At 62.9% G+C, this 17,591-nt stretch carries 16 protein-coding genes and 1 pseudogene; 7 read left to right on the forward strand and 10 right to left on the reverse strand.

What is annotated here, in order from left to right; translation table 11 throughout:
* The first annotated feature begins 67 nt into the window (after window positions 1-67).
* Window positions 68-916 (forward strand): AraC family transcriptional regulator, encoded by an 849-nt coding sequence (locus ACQ5BM_RS12270; RefSeq protein ID WP_429811266.1) that lies wholly within the window; start codon window positions 68-70, stop codon window positions 914-916.
* An 87-nt stretch (window positions 917-1,003) separates the two neighbouring features.
* Here ACQ5BM_RS12270 and ACQ5BM_RS12275 read toward each other — a convergent pair whose 3' ends face one another.
* The 3 genes from ACQ5BM_RS12275 to puuE all read right to left on the reverse strand — a co-directional run bounded on the left by ACQ5BM_RS12275 (window position 1,004) and on the right by puuE (window position 4,045).
* Window positions 1,004-1,489: an ureidoglycolate lyase gene (locus tag ACQ5BM_RS12275; RefSeq protein WP_429811268.1), complete on the reverse strand. Its 486-nt coding sequence runs from the start codon at window positions 1,487-1,489 to the stop codon at window positions 1,004-1,006.
* A 107-nt stretch (window positions 1,490-1,596) separates the two neighbouring features.
* Entirely contained in the window at window positions 1,597-2,619 is a 1,023-nt protein-coding gene (alc, locus tag ACQ5BM_RS12280) for an allantoicase (RefSeq protein WP_429811270.1), read from the reverse strand.
* 10 nt (window positions 2,620-2,629) lie between these two features.
* Window positions 2,630-4,045 (reverse strand): allantoinase PuuE, encoded by a 1,416-nt coding sequence (puuE, locus tag ACQ5BM_RS12285; protein WP_429811272.1) that lies wholly within the window; start codon window positions 4,043-4,045, stop codon window positions 2,630-2,632.
* A 173-nt stretch (window positions 4,046-4,218) separates the two neighbouring features.
* Between puuE and uraH the strand changes: the two genes are divergently transcribed.
* From uraH to xdhC, 4 genes are read left to right on the forward strand one after another with little or no spacing between them, the layout of a single operon-like run.
* On the forward strand, window positions 4,219-4,590 hold the full coding sequence (gene uraH / locus ACQ5BM_RS12290) for a hydroxyisourate hydrolase (RefSeq protein ID WP_173518682.1): 372 nt from the start codon (window positions 4,219-4,221) through the stop codon (window positions 4,588-4,590).
* Between the two features lie 3 nt (window positions 4,591-4,593).
* On the forward strand, window positions 4,594-6,072 hold the full coding sequence (xdhA, locus tag ACQ5BM_RS12295) for a xanthine dehydrogenase small subunit (protein ID WP_429811274.1): 1,479 nt from the start codon (window positions 4,594-4,596) through the stop codon (window positions 6,070-6,072).
* Window positions 6,073-6,083: 11 nt separating this feature from the next.
* Window positions 6,084-8,423 carry a xanthine dehydrogenase molybdopterin binding subunit gene (gene xdhB, locus ACQ5BM_RS12300; protein ID WP_429811276.1) on the forward strand — a complete coding sequence of 780 codons (2,340 nt, stop codon included), beginning with the start codon at window positions 6,084-6,086 and terminating at the stop codon, window positions 8,421-8,423.
* A gap of 17 nt (window positions 8,424-8,440) precedes the next feature.
* Window positions 8,441-9,310 carry a xanthine dehydrogenase accessory protein XdhC gene (xdhC, locus tag ACQ5BM_RS12305; RefSeq protein WP_429811278.1) on the forward strand — a complete coding sequence of 290 codons (870 nt, stop codon included), beginning with the start codon at window positions 8,441-8,443 and terminating at the stop codon, window positions 9,308-9,310.
* Between the two features lie 33 nt (window positions 9,311-9,343).
* Here the strand turns inward: xdhC and ACQ5BM_RS12310 are convergent, their stop codons facing one another.
* Window positions 9,344-10,135, reverse strand: coding sequence for an NAD(P)H-dependent oxidoreductase (locus ACQ5BM_RS12310; RefSeq protein ID WP_429811280.1), 792 nt, complete (start codon window positions 10,133-10,135; stop codon window positions 9,344-9,346).
* A 95-nt stretch (window positions 10,136-10,230) separates the two neighbouring features.
* Between ACQ5BM_RS12310 and ACQ5BM_RS12315 the strand changes: the two genes are divergently transcribed.
* A complete protein-coding gene (locus ACQ5BM_RS12315; RefSeq protein WP_429811282.1) occupies window positions 10,231-11,157 on the forward strand; it encodes a LysR family transcriptional regulator in 927 nt (308 codons plus the stop codon).
* A 3-nt stretch (window positions 11,158-11,160) separates the two neighbouring features.
* On the opposite strand, the pseudogene ACQ5BM_RS12320 reads toward ACQ5BM_RS12315, so the two are convergent.
* The 4 genes and pseudogenes from ACQ5BM_RS12320 to ACQ5BM_RS12335 all read right to left on the reverse strand — a co-directional run.
* Window positions 11,161-11,262 (reverse strand): annotated as a pseudogene (locus ACQ5BM_RS12320) (LysR family transcriptional regulator); the annotation flags it as partial.
* A gap of 217 nt (window positions 11,263-11,479) precedes the next feature.
* The gene (locus ACQ5BM_RS12325; RefSeq protein ID WP_429811284.1) at window positions 11,480-11,830 is read right to left on the reverse strand and encodes a RidA family protein; all 351 of its coding nucleotides are present in this window, start codon (window positions 11,828-11,830) and stop codon (window positions 11,480-11,482) included.
* Window positions 11,831-11,875: 45 nt separating this feature from the next.
* The gene (locus ACQ5BM_RS12330) at window positions 11,876-12,976 is read right to left on the reverse strand and encodes an NAD(P)/FAD-dependent oxidoreductase (RefSeq protein ID WP_429811286.1); all 1,101 of its coding nucleotides are present in this window, start codon (window positions 12,974-12,976) and stop codon (window positions 11,876-11,878) included.
* Between the two features lie 43 nt (window positions 12,977-13,019).
* On the reverse strand, window positions 13,020-14,624 hold the full coding sequence (locus tag ACQ5BM_RS12335; protein ID WP_429811288.1) for an ABC transporter substrate-binding protein: 1,605 nt from the start codon (window positions 14,622-14,624) through the stop codon (window positions 13,020-13,022).
* Window positions 14,625-14,776: 152 nt separating this feature from the next.
* Between ACQ5BM_RS12335 and ACQ5BM_RS12340 the strand changes: the two genes are divergently transcribed.
* A complete protein-coding gene (locus tag ACQ5BM_RS12340) occupies window positions 14,777-15,694 on the forward strand; it encodes a LysR substrate-binding domain-containing protein (RefSeq protein WP_429811290.1) in 918 nt (305 codons plus the stop codon).
* 50 nt (window positions 15,695-15,744) lie between these two features.
* Here the strand turns inward: ACQ5BM_RS12340 and ACQ5BM_RS12345 are convergent, their stop codons facing one another.
* The gene (locus ACQ5BM_RS12345) at window positions 15,745-16,089 is read right to left on the reverse strand and encodes a RidA family protein (protein WP_429811292.1); all 345 of its coding nucleotides are present in this window, start codon (window positions 16,087-16,089) and stop codon (window positions 15,745-15,747) included.
* 22 nt (window positions 16,090-16,111) lie between these two features.
* Window positions 16,112-17,590 carry an NAD(P)/FAD-dependent oxidoreductase gene (locus tag ACQ5BM_RS12350; protein WP_429811294.1) on the reverse strand — a complete coding sequence of 493 codons (1,479 nt, stop codon included), beginning with the start codon at window positions 17,588-17,590 and terminating at the stop codon, window positions 16,112-16,114.
* Between the last annotated feature and the right edge of the window lies 1 nt (window position 17,591).

Below are 17,591 nucleotides of genomic sequence, written 5' to 3' on the forward strand. Positions count from 1 at the left end.
CTAGCTGGGAATGGTGGGCTGTCGCAGGATGATGGACAAAACTCGCATCGGCTGACAGAAAGCGCAGATGCTGTCTGAAAACGAAGAGATCCACTTCCATACGCCGGCGAGATTTGCCGATGCGTTCCCCTATCTGGCGCTCGTCGCCGGAAGCCGAACGGCCCGTCCGGAGGAGGCGCCGATCCGCAAGCGGTTCCATCAGCATGTCTTCGTCTACACGACAGGTGGCTGCGGGCTGATCGAGGTGCGCGGACAACGCTTCCTCGCCGAAACGGGCAGCGTCGCCTGGCTCGATACCGCCCAAGCCTATGCGCATAGCTGCGCGCCCGACAGTGAAAACTGGTCTTATCTCTGGATGGGAATCGAGGGACACGGGCTCGATGCGCTCTATCAATTCCTCGGCGTGCAGCGGTCGCCGCTATTCGTGCCCAGGGATCCACAGACGCCACGCGCTGCCTTCGAGGCCGTGAGCGGATATCTTGCGCAACGCTCGCCGGCGACAGATGCCTTGGCGAGTGCGGCCATCTCCGGACTGATCGCGGACATGATCGGGCCGCGTCTGACCGGTCGTGAGCCGGGCGAGGATGCGCCGGACGAGGATCGTTTACTGGCTGTTCTTTCAGCGATGCGTGAGGATCTCGCCCGGGGCTGGACCATCGATGATCTCGCGACCCTAGCGCGCCTCAGCCAGTCGCAGCTTTTTCGCCGCTTTCGCGACATGGTGGGCACCACACCGATGGATTGGCTGCGCCACGAGCGCATCAACCAGGCAAAGCGTCTGCTGGTCGGCCCCGACGCCAAGGTGTCGGCGGTGGCGGCGGTCTGCGGCTATCCAGATCCCTATCATTTCTCGCGCGATTTCCGGCGGTTGACGGGATACACGCCGACGAAATTTCGTCGGGATGGCGGCTATTGACGCCGCAGTCGTATCCTTCGATTTCGGCGGCCAGCGAGGCCCTGGCGCACCGATGAACCCGACCGGACGATCGGGTCATGCGTTCATTCACACGATCAGGAACGGCTCCTTGAAGAAATGTTCCTCCAGGTTCACGCCTTCGCCGCCGCGGTCGACCACCGCGAAATCCGAGACGTCATCTAGCGGCGTCAGGATGCCGTGCCAGACATTGCGGGCGATGTTGACGCCCTGACCCGGCGTGGTCTTGAAGGCGATCGGCTCACCCGGGCCTTCGTCGGTTTCCCGAGATACGACAACGAGAAACGGGTTGTCGCTCAAGGGGATGAAGGCCTGGCTGCCGAGCGGATGACGCTCGACCATGGTGAGTTTCAGCGGCAGCGGATAGGGCTCACCGCGCACCAGGCTGATCATCGGCCGGGCCTTCTCGCCTGTGGTCTCGATCTTGGCGAGGTCGTGGAAGCGGGTGCATTTGCCGCCGTTGATGGGGAAGTTGTGGGCATTCTCCGTTTCGATCACGTCGCCGAAGGGCGCAAAGGCCTCCCGGGTCAGTGGCTGTATGACGATCTCCTTCATGCGACGCTCCTCCGTCCAATGTTGATCGATGGCAGCAATTCCGTGGAAAGCCAATTCCCAGGAATTGCGGTTCAAGTCCGATCATTTCGTTTCCTCGGCGAAACGATCTAAGGTGTGCCGGCCTTCGCAATACGCCCGAAGACACGCAGCCGGCTGACGCCGCCATCGGGGAAGATGTTGAAACGCACATGGGTCACCGGGCCAGAGGCGGCGAGTTCGTGGGCTTCATAGCTGTGGATGCTGTCGGCCGCGAGTTTCTGCGGCGGCAGAACCTCGCGCCAGAACATCGACGACGCCGTGACGGACGCGGCCACGTCGCAGGCGGCTGCTCCGAGGTCGGCCACCTGCAGCGAGCAGGCGTCGGGATAATTGCCCTTGAAATGGGCGGTATCGACCACGATCCGCTCGACTTCGCCGCGCGCGGCAAGTTTCACGACGATCCAGTCGTTTCCGGGCTCGCGCCGCCGGCGGGTTTCCCAGCCGTCGCCCATGTTGATGCCGCGTCCGGGCGCAAGCAGCCGCTGGTGGCCGTAGTGCCCGTTCGAATAGGCAATGATGCGCCCACCGAGCAGCGACGAAGCGAGGTCGACCACCGTGTCGCCGATCGCCGCCCGGTCGAGGGCCGGCGTGCCGTAGGCCTTCAGACGGGCAATGCCGCCATCGGGATAGATGCGCAGGCGGACATGGCTCCAGACCGCATCCGACTTCGCCTCGAAGTGGTGCAGCGCGCTCGGGCCAAGCGGCCGTGGGCACACCAGTTCCGTCCAGACCGTCTCCTCGTTCGGCTCTCCCGGTACCAGGCAGGCGTCGATGGCGCAGGCGCTCGGATAGTTGCCGGTGAAATGCGCCGTGTCGACTTCGAAGCCGTGGATACGGCCATTCGCGGCCAGCGCGATGATCGCGTGATCGTTGCCGGGGCCGCGGCGGCGCCGCGTCTCCCAGCCGTCCATCCACTTGCCGTTCTCATCGTAGACGCCAGGGTGATAGACCGGCGGTGCGTCCTGGAGCATGCGCTCGAGCGGCGCGAAGAATTCGTCGCTTGCGAAGACCGGCCGCGCGCCGAGACCGGCGGAGGCGAGGTTGATCGCGTTCAGCGCGAATTCGGGCGGGCTCACGCCGTCGATCGTCATCGCGAGGTCCTCAGCTCGGCAACATGTCCTTGAGGCGCAGATAGGCGATCCGTTCCACCTGCCGGCATGCCGTCTCGAATTCCGTTTCGCGGTCGTTGTTGATCCGGCTCTCGAAGGCCGCAAGGATTTCACCCTTGGTGCGTCCCTTGACCGCCATGATGAACGGGAACTTGAATTTCTCGACATAGGCAGCGTTGAGCGTGGTGAAGCGCTCGCGTTCGGCATCCGTCAGCGCATCGAGCCCGGCGGAGGCCTGCTCATTGGTCGAGCTTTCGGTGAGCCGTTTCGCCTGCGCCAGCTTGCCGGCGAGATCCGGGTGGGCGATCAGAACGGCAAGCCGCTCCTCGGCCGAGGCTTCGCGGAAGACGGCAGAAAGCGCCGCGGCAAGGCCGATTGCGGTATCGTTGGCGGGCGAAAGCTCGCCCTGGAAGGCGCGCTTGGCAATCCACTTCGAATGTTCGAAGACGCCGCCGAATTTGGCAACGAACGCCTCTTCGCCAAGCCGCGACGGACGATCGTCCCAAGCCTTGTACGGGTAGTTCTCGGTCCAGTAGCGGGCAATGTCGACGCGCTTGGCGAGCCAGACCTTTTCGTGGCCCTGCACGTAATCGAGGAAGCGCGCCAAGGCTGCGGCGCGGCCGGGCCGGCCGACGAGGCGGCAGTGCAGCCCGATGCTCAGCATCTTCGGCGCGCCGGCGGCCCCTTCGGCATAGAGCACGTCGAAGCTGTCTTTGAGATAGCTGAAGAACTGGTCGCCGCTGTTGAAGCCCTGCGGCGTCGCAAAGCGCATGTCGTTGCTATCGAGCGTGTAGGGGATGACCAACTGGTGACGCCCGGCGTGTTCATGCCAATACGGCAGGTCGTCGGCATAGGCGTCGGAAACATAGTCGAAACCGCCGGCCTCGGTGACGAGGTCGAGCGTGTTGTCGGAACAACGCCCCGTGTACCAGCCGCGCGGGCGCTCGCCGGTGACGATGGTGTGCAGGCGGATCGCTTCAGTGATCTCCTGGCGCTCGCGCTCGGCTGAGAAGTCCTTGTGCTCGATCCACTTGAGGCCGTGCGAGGCGATTTCCCAGCCGGCATCCTGCATGGCCGCGACCTGTTCCGGCGAACGCTTCAGCGCGGTGGCCACACCATAGACGGTTGCCGGCACGCCGCGCTCCGTGAACATGCGATGCAGTCGCCAGAAGCCGGCTCGGGCGCCATATTCGTAGATCGATTCCATGTTCCAGTGGCGCTGACCCTGCCAGGGTTGCGCACCGACGATTTCCGACAGGAATGCTTCGGATGCCGCGTCGCCATGCAGCACGCAGTTCTCGCCGCCTTCCTCGTAGTTGATGACGAATTGCACGGCGATCCGCGCGCCGTCGGGCCATGTGATCTTGAAGTTCGGGCCGTGGCCGTGAAGATCGCGGGGGTATCTCATCAAAGCAGCTCCTCCAGACATTTTCGTCTCTGCGCTAAGATTTCTAACGGCATTTCCCCTGACCCATTCCCCCCAAAAAATTTGAAAGTCTCGAATGATCCGCTCGCTACCAAGCAGACCGGAATGCCGGAATACTGCGAGGTGGAAAGCTGACTTCGGGAGGAGCGAACAGAATGCAATCTCATGGTGGAAACGCCGGTCGCCTGACGACGCATGTTCTGGATACGGCAAGCGGCAAGCCAGCCGAGGGGCTGCGCATCGAGCTCTACCGGGTCGATGGCGAGCGCCAGACACACATTAAATCGGTCAAGACCAATGATGACGGTCGCTGCGACGAGCCGCTCTTGAGCGGCGAGCGGATGCAGACCGGCACCTACGAGCTGCATTTCCATGCCGGCGATTATCTCGGCGGTGCAAGCCAGCGCGGCGAGAATCCGTTCCTCGACGTGATCCCGATCCGCTTCGGCATCGAGAACCAGGGCGCGCACTACCATGTGCCGCTGCTCCTCTCGCCCTATGGCTACTCCACCTACCGCGGGAGCTGAGACATGACCATCCAGATCCGCAACACCATTCGCTTCCTGCTGAACCATCGCCTGGTCGAGCTTGCCGATGTCTCGCCAGTTCAGACCCTGCTTGATTTCCTGCGCATCGACCGCAACCTGAAGGGCACCAAGGAAGGCTGCGCCGAGGGCGACTGCGGCGCCTGCACGGTGCTCGTCGGCCGTCTGCTCGACGGCAAGCTCAAGTATGAATCCGTCAATGCCTGCATTCGCTTCGTCGGTTCGCTCGACGGCTGTCATATCGTGACGGTGGATTCGCTGGCGCAGCCGGCGGGGCCCTTGCATCCGGTGCAGCAGGCGATGGTCGACACTCACGCCTCGCAGTGCGGTTTCTGCACGCCGGGATTCGTGATGTCGCTCTATGGCCTCTGGATGGAAAATCCGAAGCCGTCCATCCCCGAGATCGAAAAGGCGCTGCAAGGCAATCTCTGCCGCTGCACCGGCTATGCCGCGATCATCCGCGCGGCGGAAGCGATCTCGACGATCGGCGATGTCGGCAAGGATCCGCTGGTGGTCGAACGTGATCGGATCGCCGCGGAACTGGCCGCCCTTCAGGATGGTCGCCGGGTGGAAATCGGCTCGGAGACGGAACGCTTCATCCTTCCGGGTTCGGTGGACGATTTCGCCGCCGTGCTCGAAGCCAACCCGAAGGCGACGATCGTTGCCGGCTCGACCGACGTCGGTCTCTGGGTGACGAAGTTCATGCGCGACATCTCTCCGGTTATCCACCTGACCCATCTCGAGGAACTGCGCCGGATCACGGTTGACACCGAAGGCGTGACGCTCGGCGCCGGTGTCAGCTATGCTGAGGCCTATCCGGTCATCGTCGAGCACTTCCCGGAACTGACGGAGCTTTGGGATCGCATCGGCGGCCAGCAGGTACGCAACATGGGCACCGTCGGTGGCAACATCGCCAACGGCTCGCCGATCGGCGACACGCCGCCTGCTCTGATCGCGCTCGGCGCGTCGATCATGCTGCGCAAGGGCAGCCGCCGGCGCACCGTCGCGCTCGAGGACTTCTTCATCGCCTACGGCAAGCAGGATCGCGAGCCCGGCGAGTTCGTGGAATCCGTGCGCATCCCGTTTGTTTCCGACAACGCCCGCGTAGCCGTCTACAAGGTGACGAAGCGCCTGGACGAGGACATCACCGCCGTTTGTGGCGCCTTCCGCATCGCCTTCGATGCCGGCCGGGTGACCGGCGCGGTCATCGCTTTCGGCGGCATGGCCGCTACGCCGAAGCGCGCCGCGAATGTCGAGGCTGCCCTCAAGGGTGCGGAGTGGACCGAGCAGACGATCGAGCGCGCTGTTGCGGCCTTTGACCAGGATTTCACGCCGCTTACCGACTGGCGCGCCTCGGCGGAGTACCGCCAGATGGTGGCGAAGAACCTGCTTCGCCGCTTTTATCTCGAAACGCAGTCGAGCGGCCAGATCCGCCTCGATCGTACCATTGCTGTCGCGGTTTAAGGGAGGAAGCCATGAACGTGATGCAGCCCATCGACCGCATCCGCGGCGGCGTACACGAAAAGGAACGGCACGAGTCCGGCCACAAGCATGTGTCGGGAACGGCCGAGTATATCGACGACATTCCCGAACCCCGGGGCACGTTGCACGGCTATCTCGGTCTGTCGCAGCGGGCGCATGCGGAGATCCTGTCGATCGACTTCGAAGCCGTCAACAGCAGCGAAGGCGTGATCGGCGTCCTGACGGCGGCCGACATCCCCGGCGACAACGACATCAGCCCGGCGCACAAGCACGACGAGCCGATCTTCGTCACCGACAAGGTCGAGTTCCACGGCCAGCCGATCTTCGCGGTCGTCGCAACCTCGCGTGAGGCCGCCCGTCGGGCTGCCGCCAAGGTCAAGATCGAGTATCGCGACCTGCCGCACGTGACCGACGTGCTGGAAGCGGCAGCGGCGAACTATCCGCTGGTGATCGATCCACTGAAGCTCGAGCGCGGCGACATCGAGGCCGGCTTCGCCAAGGCGAAGAACATCCTTGAAGGCGAGATGCGGATCGGCGGCCAGGACCACTTCTATCTGGAAGGGCAGATCTCCTTCGCTATTCCCGGCGAGGACGACGAGGTTCTCGTCTATTCCTCGACCCAGCATCCGAGCGAGACGCAGCACATGGTCGCGACCGTGCTGGGGGTGCCGTCGAATGCGGTCACCGTCAACGTGCGCCGCATGGGCGGCGGCTTCGGCGGCAAGGAAACCCAGGCCAACATCTTCGCGGCCGTTGCGGCCGTTGCCGCCAAGAAGTACCGCTGCCCGGTCAAGGTCCGGCCCGACCGCGATGACGATATGAGTGCGACCGGCAAGCGCCACGATTTCCACGTGGACTACAAGCTCGGCTTTGACGACGAGGGGCGTATTGAAGCAGTTGATGCCGTCTTTTCGGCGCGCTGCGGCTATTCCGCCGATCTTTCCGGACCGGTCACCGACCGCGCGCTGTTCCACGCCGACAATTGCTATTTCTATCCGAACGTGCGCCTGCGCTCGCGTCCGTTTAAGACCAATACGGTCTCCAACACCGCGTTCCGCGGTTTTGGCGGTCCGCAGGGTATGGTCGGTGGCGAGCGCATGATCGAGGAGATCGCCTATGCCGTGGGCAAGGATCCGCTCGAAATCCGCAAGCTGAACTTCTACGGCGGCGAGGGGCGGAACCTGACGCCCTACCATCAGACCGTGGAAGACAACATCATCGGCCGGATCATCGAGGAGCTGGAAATCTCGGCCGATTACGCCAAGCGCCGCGAGGCGGTGATCGCCTTCAACCGTGAGAACAACGTGGTCAAGCGCGGCATTGCGCTGACGCCGGTGAAGTTCGGCATCTCCTTCACCAAAACGGAGTACAACCAGGCCGGCGCTCTCGTGCACGTCTACACGGATGGTTCGATCCATCTGAACCATGGCGGCACCGAGATGGGGCAGGGACTCTACACCAAGGTCGCCCAGGTGGTGGCCGACGAGTTCCAGGTCAATCTCGACCGGATCAAGGTGACGGCGACGACGACGGGCAAGGTGCCGAACACCTCGGCGACGGCGGCCTCCTCCGGGTCCGATCTCAACGGCATGGCCGCAGCAAACGCCGCCCAGCAGATCAAGGCACGGTTGGTCAAGTTTGCTGCCGAGCGCTGGAACGTCAGTGAGACCGATGTCGCCTTCGAGCCAAACACGGTGCGGATCGGCGCGGAGCGCATGAACTTCAACGCGTTCATCAAGATCGCCTATGGCGCCCGCATCCAGCTTTCGGCTGCCGGTTTCTACAAGACACCGAAGATCCACTGGAACCGCGCGGAAGGTCGTGGACGGCCGTTCTTCTACTACGCTTACGGTGCGTCCTGCTCCGAGGTCAGTGTCGATACGCTGACCGGGGAATACCAGGTCGACCGCACCGATATCCTGCACGATGTCGGCCGGTCGCTGAACCCGGCGCTCGATCTCGGTCAGGTGGAAGGCGCCTTCGTTCAGGGCATGGGCTGGCTGACGACGGAAGAGCTCTGGTGGGACGCCAAGGGCCGGCTGCGCACGCATGCGCCGTCGACCTACAAGATCCCGCTTGCTTCCGATCGCCCGCGCGTCTTCAACACCCGCCTTGCCGAATGGTCGGTCAACCGCGAGGAGACGATCCGCCGGTCGAAGGCGGTGGGGGAACCACCGTTCATGCTCGGCATTTCGGTCCTCGAAGCCCTTTCGATGGCGGCGGCCAGCGTTGCGGAGTATCGTATAGCTCCGCGCCTCGATGCGCCGGCAACACCGGAACGGGTGCTGATGGCGATCGAGCGGCTTCGGGTGGCCGCACGACAGAAAGGGTGAAGAAGGGCTGATCGGTTATGGTAGCGAGCTGCGAGGATATCAGGGACTTTCTCAGACGCGAGCCGGACTGCGTGCTCGTGGAAGTGACGGGCGCTGCGGGTTCGACGCCGCGCGACACCGATGCCTGGATGCTCGTCGCCCCCGAAAGTCTCTTCGGCACGATCGGCGGCGGTCAGCTCGAATACATGGCGATCGATCATGGCCGGCGGGCGCTGAAGCGTGGGGATGCGCCCGATACGCTGACCATTCCGCTCGGCCCGGAGATCGGCCAGTGTTGCGGCGGGCGCGTGGCGCTCGCCTTCACACGCATCGATCGGGAGAAAGCAGCCATGCTGATTGAACGCAGCGATCTGGAGATCGCCGGCCGGCCGCATGTCTATGTCTTCGGCGCCGGCCATGTCGGCGATGCGCTGGCCATGGCGCTCTCTTTGGTGCCGGTGCGCACCGTTCTCGTCGATACCCGCGAGAACGAGCTTTCGGCCGTCGCCGATATTCCCGGCATCGAAACCTGCCTGACGGCGATGCCGGAGGCGGTGGTGCGCGATGCTCCGCCCGGCAGCGCCTTCGTCATCCTCACCCACGACCATGCGCTCGACTTCCTGATTGCGGCGGAAGCGCTTCGCCGCGATGACGCATCCTATGTCGGGATGATAGGCTCGAAGACGAAGCGCTCCACCTTCAAGAACTGGCTGTCGCGTGAAATCGGCCGGCCGGAGCTTTTCGACCGGCTCGTCTGCCCGATCGGCGGCACGACGGTGAAGGATAAACGGCCGGCGGTCATCGCTGCGCTCGCCGCCGCGGAGGTCATGGCGGCGGCACTCAATTTCCGCCAGCCGGTGCAAGCCGATGTCTCGCGTCGGTCGGCTGCAGCCAAAATTGTTCGCTGACGCCGCCGCCTGACAGGGGGCCTAGGGGCGGCGCTATCGTGTCGCGCCGTTCAGGTGAAGCGCAAAACTGCGTGCATCCGGGGCTCCGACCTCTGGGCGAAGCTCCAGCGTCGGGATCACATAATCCCCACCATTCTGCCGGCGATAGGGAATGGGCGCAGTCGTCGCCAGTATGCGCATCCTCTCCCGCAGACGCTCAGACGTCGCTTCAAAACCGGCGGCGTCGAGGCTGTCGACCCGATAGGCGACGAAGGGCGGCAGCACGTCGTAGCCGGGATAAAAGAGAATTCCGTGGTTGATCGGGAACAGCAGGTCATCGATCGGCCCGTTGACCCCGCGCGGCGAATAATGTTCCTGCCAGCCGCCCGTCGTCACCACCAGCATGGCGCGTTTTCCGGCAAGCGTGCCCTCACCAAACCGCTTGCCCCAGTATCTGTCGCTGTGCTCGCCGACGCCATAGGCAAAACCATAGGCGTAGACGCGATCGACCCAGCCCTTGAGGATCGCCGGCATCGAATACCACCACAGCGGAAACTGCAGGATCAACGCATCGGCCCATAGCAGCTTTTCCTGTTCGGCCTTGACGTCAGGGGTCAGCGTACCGGTTGCGAAGGCCTCCTTCGATGCGCGGCTCGGTTTGAAACGCGTGTCCGAGGCAAGGGTCGGAAAGTCGGCGCGGTCGATTTCGGACTTCCAGCCGTCGGCATAGAGGTCGGTTACACGAACCTCGTGGCCCTCGGCCTCAAGCGCCTCGACGGCGACATCGCGCAGTGCGCCGTTGAGCGAGCGGGGCTCGGGGTGGGCATAGACGAGCAGAACTTTCATGATCGGGGTTCCCTGGTGTCATTAACTGAGAACCTAGGTAGACCGCGGCGATCCTATGCGGTAGATATCCGAAATGCATAGGATTGTGCCGATAAATGGATAAATCGGACGTTACGTTGGAGCGGATGCGCACCTTCGTGCGCGTCGCCGAGCGCGGCAACTTGTCGGCGGTTGCCCGTGAGCTCAGCGTTGGCCAGTCCACGGTCACACGGCAATTGCGGGAGCTCGAGGAGGCGGTCGGCGTGCCGCTGCTGAGCCGCACCACCAGACGCGTGACCCTGACCGACGAAGGCAGCCGCTATTATGCCGACAGCGTCCAGATCCTGCGCCTTGTGGAGCAGGCCGGCGACGAGGCTCGCGGCACGCGGGGTGCTGCTGCCGGCACGATCCGTATATCCTGCACGGCGGCCTTTGGGGTCTTGCACGTCAGCCGGCTGATCTTCGCCTTCCAGGACAAGTATCCGGAGATCGGGGTCGACCTCAGCCTGACCGACGAGCGCATCGATCTGGTGCGGGAAGGCGTCGATATCGCACTGCGTCTCGGGCCGCTCACGGACAGTTCGATGAAGCTACGGCCGTTGGGCGAAAGCCGGCGTCTGCTGGTGGCTGCGCCCGCCTATCTGGCAGCGCATGGCACTCCCGTTTCTGCGCGGGACCTCTCCGGTCATGAGGGGATCCGCATGTCGAATGTGGCGGGCAGCGACATGCTCATTCTGGAGGGGCCGGATGGCCGCAGCCATTCGGTGCCTTTTGCGGGGCGCTTCCGGGTCGATCATGGACTTGGCGCGCGCGAGGCGCTTGCTGCCGGCCGCGGCATCGCGCCCGCGCATCGTTGGCTTGTCGACGATCTGTTGGCCAGTGGCGAACTTGTGGAATTACTGCCGGATTACACGCTGCCTTCGGTGCCGCTCAGCCTGTTGATCGTGCCGGAGCGCGCGGGCATCGCCCGGGTGCGATTGCTGGTCGATTTCCTCGTCGGGCAGATCGGCGGCATTCCCGGGATCGATCGAGCGAAGGGTTAGGCTCTATTCCAACGCCTTGCCGTTCAGGCGCTGACAGCGCTCGGCCATATAGTCGATCATCAGCCGGACCTTCGGGTCCTGGAAGCGCTTGTGCGGGTAGATCGCCCAAACTGCGCGCATCCGGCGCCCCGACCTCTGGGCGAAGCTGCAGGCTCGGGATCACATAATCTCCACTACTGCCGGCGATAGGGAATGGGCGCGTGGTCGGCCTTGTCGCTGCAAGGCGACAAGGCCGACCAGTCAGATGGAGGCCGAGCACGCTTTTCCCCATGTGGTCAATCGAGAGCGGCCCCGCCGGGCCTGGGGCCCTATCTTGCTCAGACTAGTTCTTGGCTGCGACGATCACGACTTCGATGAGCCGTTGCGGATCGCCAAGATCGGCAACCCCGATCGTCGCCCGCGACGGTAGGTCGTCGCCGTCGAGCCATTCGAGCCAGGCTTCGTTCATCTCTTCCTTCTTCGACATGTCGCTGAGGTAGATGCGGGCGGATACGAGCTGGGTCTTGTCCGAGCCGCATTCGGCCAGCACGCCATCCAACTTCGCGCAGACCTGCTGCGTCTGTTCCTTCATGCCGACGGTTATGTCGGAAGCGGCGTGGCCTCCGACAAAGATCAAGCCGTTGTGTTCGACAGCCGCATGCATGATGCGATGTTTCCGGTAACGCGTTACCATGATTGTTCCTTTTCCATTTATGTGAATTCGAAGCCGACCGGCGACTTACGCCGGGGCGTAGCGCGCAAGATCGACGTCCAGAGGAGCGTCCGTCAGCAGTTCGGCGAGTTGCTTTCCGGCGAAGGGGCCGATGGTGAGACCCGCCGCGCCGAGGCCGTTGCCGACCGTCAGCCCCGGTATGCCGGGAACTCTGCCCAGAATGGGTTTCATGCTGCTCGACGCCGGGCGAAAGCCGATGCGGGTTTCTATGTGTGTTGCGGTCGCAAGCCCTGGAGCAATCGCCAGTCCTGCGTTCAGGACCTCAGCTTCGCCGCCCGCGGTCACGCGATAGTCGAAGCCCGAATTGTCCTCCCTCGTGGCGCCGATCACGACGCGGGAATCATCGAACGCCAGCAGGTAATGACTGCCCATCGGTAGGAGAACGGGCCAGGTCGATGTCTGCACGCCGGGCAGGCGCAGATGGATGATCTGGCCCTTCTGGGGCGCTACGGGATGCTGAAGACCCAGCGGGTCGAGAATCTGCGAAGCCCATGCACCGGCGGTGACGACGATTTCGTCGGCTTGAAGCGTGGTTCCATCGCTTGCCGCGCAGACGGGCCGCCCATCCTTCAGCGCCAGTGAAACGCGATCCTGTCGGATTTTCGCTCCCAAGGAAGCGGCGGCGCGCAGCATAGCAGCGGCCAGCAATCGTGCATCGACGCGCGCTGCCCCAGGAATGAAGATGGCTTCCATTCCTTCGCGCAGCGGCGGGAACTTTTCGCGCGCTGCGGCCGGGCTCAAATGTTGAACCGTGCCTGCTTCCGGAACATTGGCAACGCGCCGGGCGACACGCTCGGCGGCCGCCTCGAACTCCTGCCTGTCCTCGGCCACGACGAGCGCGCCGACCTTACCATAACCGAGTTCGGCTTCGTCTAAGGCCTTCAGGCCCTCTACCAGTAAGGCATAATAGGCCGCACCGGCGGCGTACATGTCATAGAAATCGCCGTCCTCAAGTTTCGTTGCCCACGGGCAGACGATGCCGGCGCCGGCAAGGGTTGCCTTTCCCTCATGCTGTGCGTCGACGACTTCCACGTCGACGCCCTTTTTTGCGAGGTGATAGGCGGTGCTGGCCCCAAGAATGCCGGCACCAATAATCAGGACTTTCATGCTTGCTCCAATGCGAATGCGTGGCTTGCTCGGGGCGGCCAGCCTAGTCGACGGTCACGCCCGAATAGCGGCTCGTCCCGAAAATGGCGGGTTGGAAGCCGTGCACAGTCTTGCTGACGGCTGTCAGCGTGTCGGCTCCACCAAGGATGACCGCAGGCGCCTCGTCGTGGAAGCGTGACTGCGCCTTCTTGTAGAGTTCGATGCGCTTCTCCTTGTCGGCGATACGCCCGGCTTCGTTCATCAGGTTGACGAATTCGCTGTCGCACCAGGCACCTACGTTGGAAGGGCTTGGCTTGCCGTCGGAATCACAGATGAAGTAGTTGTTCGGGATCTGGCTCGGGTCCGGAAAATCATAGATGCCGCCGAACATGGCGACCGGAGCCTCTCCCGCCCTGGCACGCTGAATGTACTCGCCCCACTCGAAGGTAACGACCTCGGCCTTGACGCCGATCTTGGCCCAGTCGGCCTGGATCATTTCGGCAGCGCGCCGACCGTTCGGCATATAGGGACGATAGACAGGGATCGCCCAGATTTGGGTCGAAAAGCCGTCCGGATATCCGGCTTCCTTGAGAAGCGCCTTTGCTTTCTCCGGATCATAGGGATGCGGCTTCAGTTCGCTGTCATGTCCCCAAAGAACCGGAGGGATGAGTGCGCCGGTGGCAATGCCCATACCATTATAGACGGTATCGACGAGTGCCGGGACGTTGATGGCATCGGCCAATGCGGTTCTGACCCGCTTGTCCCTAAACTTCTCGTCGCGGAAATTGAAGTCGATGAACCCGGTCGAGGCCACCGGCGTCTGCATCAGTTCGAGCGTGTCGCTCTCTTCGATCTGGGCGCGGTCGGCAAGGTTGGGATAAAGGGCAATCTGACATTCGCCGGCCAGTGCGCGCTGGAGCCGCACAGGGGCATCGGCGCTGATCGCCATCACCAGAGCGTCGACCATGGGCGTGCGGCTCTTGTCGCCGATGGCCGCGCCCCAGGTTTCCTTGAACGGCACGAGCCGGACCATTGCATCCTGTTGATAGGCCTGTAACGCGAAGGGGCCGGTCCCGATCGGGACCATGTCGAATGTCTCAGGCTTGCCCGCTTTCATCAGGACATCCGCATACTCCGCCGACGTTATGGCAAGAGACTGGTGCGCCATGATGCCGATGAATGGTGCGAGCGGCTCCTTCAGGGTGAAAGCAACGGTATAGTCATCGATCTTGGCAACCGCTTGCAGGCTATCGGCAAGCTTGGTGTTGAAGGTGATGTAGGTACCGTTGCTGATCTTCGCGTAAGGATGATCCGACTTCAACATCCGGTCGAAGGTGAACACCACGTCATCGGCGTTGAAGTCCCGCGTCGGGGTAAACTGATCGTTGGACTGCCACTTCACGCCCTTGCGCAGCTTGAAAGTGTAGGTCCGTCCATCCTCCGAGATCGTCCAGCTTTCAGCCAGTGCCGGTTCGATGTCCGAGCTGTTTGCCTTAACGGACACCAGATTGTCGTAGATATTGGCCAGCACGTTCGAGGTCGTTCCGCTGCTGCTCAGTTGCGGATTGAAGATTTCCGGCGATCCCTCCACGCATACCGACAGGACGCCGGCTTGCGCCGACGTCGAAAGCGCCAGAGTCAGCAGGGCCGTTCCCAAGGCTATTCTCATTCTCGTTCCCTTTTTTGAAGCAGATCGAAGACGCGATCTGTCGTGTTTGGTTGGTATGAGAGAAGCGAGACGGGGTATGATTGTCAAATATCAAATTATCCGTTCATTATAACCAAAACTCATGTTGTTCTATTCAAGGCAGAGGCACGCGCATGAACATCCGCCAACTGGAGGCGTTCCACAACACCGTCGAGACGGGATCCGTCACGCTTGCCGCCGAACGCATGAGGATCTCTCAGCCGGCGGTCAGCAAACTCCTGCGCAGCTTCTCAGACGCTTGCGGTTTCCAGCTTTTCGTTCGCGCAGGCGGCCGGCTCACGCCGACGCTTGAGGGCCGCATGCTTGCGGTCGAGGTCGCCAAGATGTTCTCGGGGACAGCACGCGTGGCAAGGCTTGCCGATGCCGTCCGCAATCAGGAATGGGGGGAGATCACCCTTGTCGCCCCGCCGGCGTTGACCACGCGCTTTCTCGCACAGGCGCTTTCGCCCCTGCTTGCCGAACAGCCCGATATTCACTTCACCATGCGAAGCCTGCCTTCGCCCCGCATCATTGATCTCGTCGCCGCACAACAGGTGGATATCGGCCTCAGCGTGCTGCCCTTTGAGCACCCCAACGTCGATGCCGAGCGCCTGATGCGTTTCGAAATGGTCTGCGTGCTTCCCACGGGTCACCCGCTGACGGACAAATCCGTCGTCGATCTGGAAGATCTCGGTGGCGATCCCTTCGTCTCGCTGGCCCGTGACGATTGCTCGCTGATGACGATCGACCGCGCGTTCCAGATCAAGGGCGTTCAGAAGAGAAACCGGATCGAGGTTCCGCTCTCGGAGACGGCCTGTTGCTTCGTCGCCAATGGCGTGGGTGTTTCCATCGTGCCTTCATTCGTCGGGCTCGATTTCGGCAGCGACGTTCTGGTGCGGCGGAGCATCGTTCCGGAAACGACGATCGATCTGTGGCTGCTAACACCGAGGAATCATCCACGGTCGCTCGCTGCCAGCAAACTCATAGAGTTTCTGCGGCGGGCCGTCGCCCCGTTCGACAAGCTTCAGTCCCGAGCGATCGTGCCCGAATGACGGCGCGCATCATGCGAGACAAGACAGTCTCGCATGATGCGGTCACCGGACTACTTGAAGGCCGAGACGACAACTTCGATCAGCGTGTCACCACCGAGATCGGCAACACCCACGGTTGCGCGGGTCGGCAGATCCTCCGGGCCAACCCAGGCCTTCCACACGGCGTCCATGTCCGGCTTCTTGCCGAGATCGGTCACGAAGATCGTGGCCGTCAGGAGCTTCGTCTTGTCTGTACCGACTTCCGCCAGATAGCGATCGATCTTCGCCAGGATTTCCCGGGTCTGACCGGTCATGTCGAGGCTTTCGTCGTCGCAGGTCGTGCCGCCGACATAGACGATGCCGTTGTGTTCGACGACGCGATGCATGATCGGCGTGCGGAGGTGACGTTCTGCCATTTTGTTTCCTTGTGTTGAGGGGTTAGCTTCTTTCGGAGTGGTCGCCGGTAACTGCCTGTACGGCATCCGGCGTGAGGGGGAGCGATGCGAACTCGTGCAAGGGAACAGGCTTTATCGGCGTCCGAAGCCGGTAGGTGCCGACATCGGCTGGGGCCCGCTGTTGCGCATCGGCCAGAATTTCGGTGATGGTCGCCGCACACACGCGTCCCTGGCACGGCCCCATGCCACAGCGCAGCATCGTCTTGAGTTGATTGGGGCCGACGATGTTGCGCGCTGCGGCGTCGCGGATGGCGCCGACCGTGACTTCTTCGCAGCGGCATACGATCGTTTCCCGATCGGTCGGCGCGCGAAACGACAGGGCGGGCTGATAGAGCATGTCGATGAAGGTGCGCCCGCGGGACAAGGCCCTGCGCCGTCTTTCGTGTTTCGCCAAGAGTGGTTTGATCTGCCGCGCCTTCTCGGGAAAGAGATCGAGACAGGCGGCCAGCGCTGCTACCCGTCCGCCGGCCTCGGCGACAAGCGCGCCGCCGATGCCGCCGCCGTCACCGGCGATGAAGACAGCCGGCCGCGAGGATCGGCCGTGTACGTCCAGTTGCGGCTGAAAACACTTCTGCCGGTCATTCCACGCAAGAAGACATCCCGTCGCGTTTGCCAGGTTGTTGTTCGGGACAACGCCCTGATGCAGGAAGGCACTGTCGATGCCGATTTCCTTCGTCCGGCCTTTCGCCTCGAAGCGGATCGCCGTGGCGCGGTCCTGGCCGATGATTTCGATCCTCCCGACCCCGGTGAAAACCGGCACCGAGCGTCGGACCTTGACCAACAGCGCCAGGCCTTTCAGCAGATAGGGCGAAACCAGAAATTGGGGCAGGAACGGGAAGGCATTTATCCAGTTCGAACGCGGCGTCGTGTCGAGAACCGCTACGAGGTCGCCACCTGCCTGCAACAATTGGTCGGCGAACAGATAAAGCAGCGGGCCGCTGCCGGCCAAGACAACGCGCCCATCGGGCACCAGTCCTGAAGATTTGAGCGCGATCTGGGCCGCGCCGATGGTCATCACGCCGGGAAGCGTCCATCCCCGTATAGGCATGGGCCGTTCCATTGCGCCGGTGGCGAACACGACCCGCCGCGCGTGAACGATGCGGCTTTTGCCGCCGGCCGAAACGCGCAGTTCGACCAATGTTTTTTCATCGGTTTCGCTTTGCTCGACACTCCAGACAAGCGCCTGGGGTAGGTAGGTGGCGTCGCACTGCAGAAATGCCTGCAGGACATCCTTTCCCTTCCAGTAATCCTTGCCGAGGAAGGCACGGTTTGCCGGCGAATTCCCTTCGATCGCTCGGTAAATTTGACCACCGGGAGCGGGGTTTTCATCGAAAAGGATCGCTCGTGCGCCGGCGGCGGCCGCTTCCGCCGCTGCTGCCAGCCCTGCCGGCCCTGCACCGATGATCGCGAGATCGTATTCGCGGTCGAGACGATGAAGATCGCAGATTTTGCCGAGCGCCATT

The sequence above is a fragment of the Ensifer sp. B1-9 genome, assembly GCF_050474445.1.
Taxonomy (GTDB): Bacteria; Pseudomonadota; Alphaproteobacteria; order Rhizobiales; family Rhizobiaceae; genus Ensifer.

Coding starts and splice junctions, on each gene's coding strand:
- ACQ5BM_RS12345 (WP_429811292.1), bottom strand. CDS start 16,089: ATGGCAGAACGTCACCTCCGCACGCCGATCATGCATCGCGTCGTCGAA.
- ACQ5BM_RS12310 (WP_429811280.1), bottom strand. CDS start 10,135: ATGAAAGTTCTGCTCGTCTATGCCCACCCCGAGCCCCGCTCGCTCAAC.
- xdhA (WP_429811274.1), top strand. CDS start 4,594: ATGACCATCCAGATCCGCAACACCATTCGCTTCCTGCTGAACCATCGC.
- uraH (WP_173518682.1), top strand. CDS start 4,219: ATGCAATCTCATGGTGGAAACGCCGGTCGCCTGACGACGCATGTTCTG.
- ACQ5BM_RS12270 (WP_429811266.1), top strand. CDS start 68: ATGCTGTCTGAAAACGAAGAGATCCACTTCCATACGCCGGCGAGATTT.
- ACQ5BM_RS12350 (WP_429811294.1), bottom strand. CDS start 17,590: ATGGCGCTCGGCAAAATCTGCGATCTTCATCGTCTCGACCGCGAATAC.
- alc (WP_429811270.1), bottom strand. CDS start 2,619: ATGACGATCGACGGCGTGAGCCCGCCCGAATTCGCGCTGAACGCGATC.
- ACQ5BM_RS12335 (WP_429811288.1), bottom strand. CDS start 14,624: ATGAGAATAGCCTTGGGAACGGCCCTGCTGACTCTGGCGCTTTCGACG.
- ACQ5BM_RS12340 (WP_429811290.1), top strand. CDS start 14,777: ATGAACATCCGCCAACTGGAGGCGTTCCACAACACCGTCGAGACGGGA.
- ACQ5BM_RS12275 (WP_429811268.1), bottom strand. CDS start 1,489: ATGAAGGAGATCGTCATACAGCCACTGACCCGGGAGGCCTTTGCGCCC.
- ACQ5BM_RS12330 (WP_429811286.1), bottom strand. CDS start 12,976: ATGAAAGTCCTGATTATTGGTGCCGGCATTCTTGGGGCCAGCACCGCC.
- xdhC (WP_429811278.1), top strand. CDS start 8,441: ATGGTAGCGAGCTGCGAGGATATCAGGGACTTTCTCAGACGCGAGCCG.
- xdhB (WP_429811276.1), top strand. CDS start 6,084: ATGAACGTGATGCAGCCCATCGACCGCATCCGCGGCGGCGTACACGAA.
- puuE (WP_429811272.1), bottom strand. CDS start 4,045: ATGAGATACCCCCGCGATCTTCACGGCCACGGCCCGAACTTCAAGATC.
- ACQ5BM_RS12315 (WP_429811282.1), top strand. CDS start 10,231: ATGGATAAATCGGACGTTACGTTGGAGCGGATGCGCACCTTCGTGCGC.
- ACQ5BM_RS12325 (WP_429811284.1), bottom strand. CDS start 11,830: ATGGTAACGCGTTACCGGAAACATCGCATCATGCATGCGGCTGTCGAA.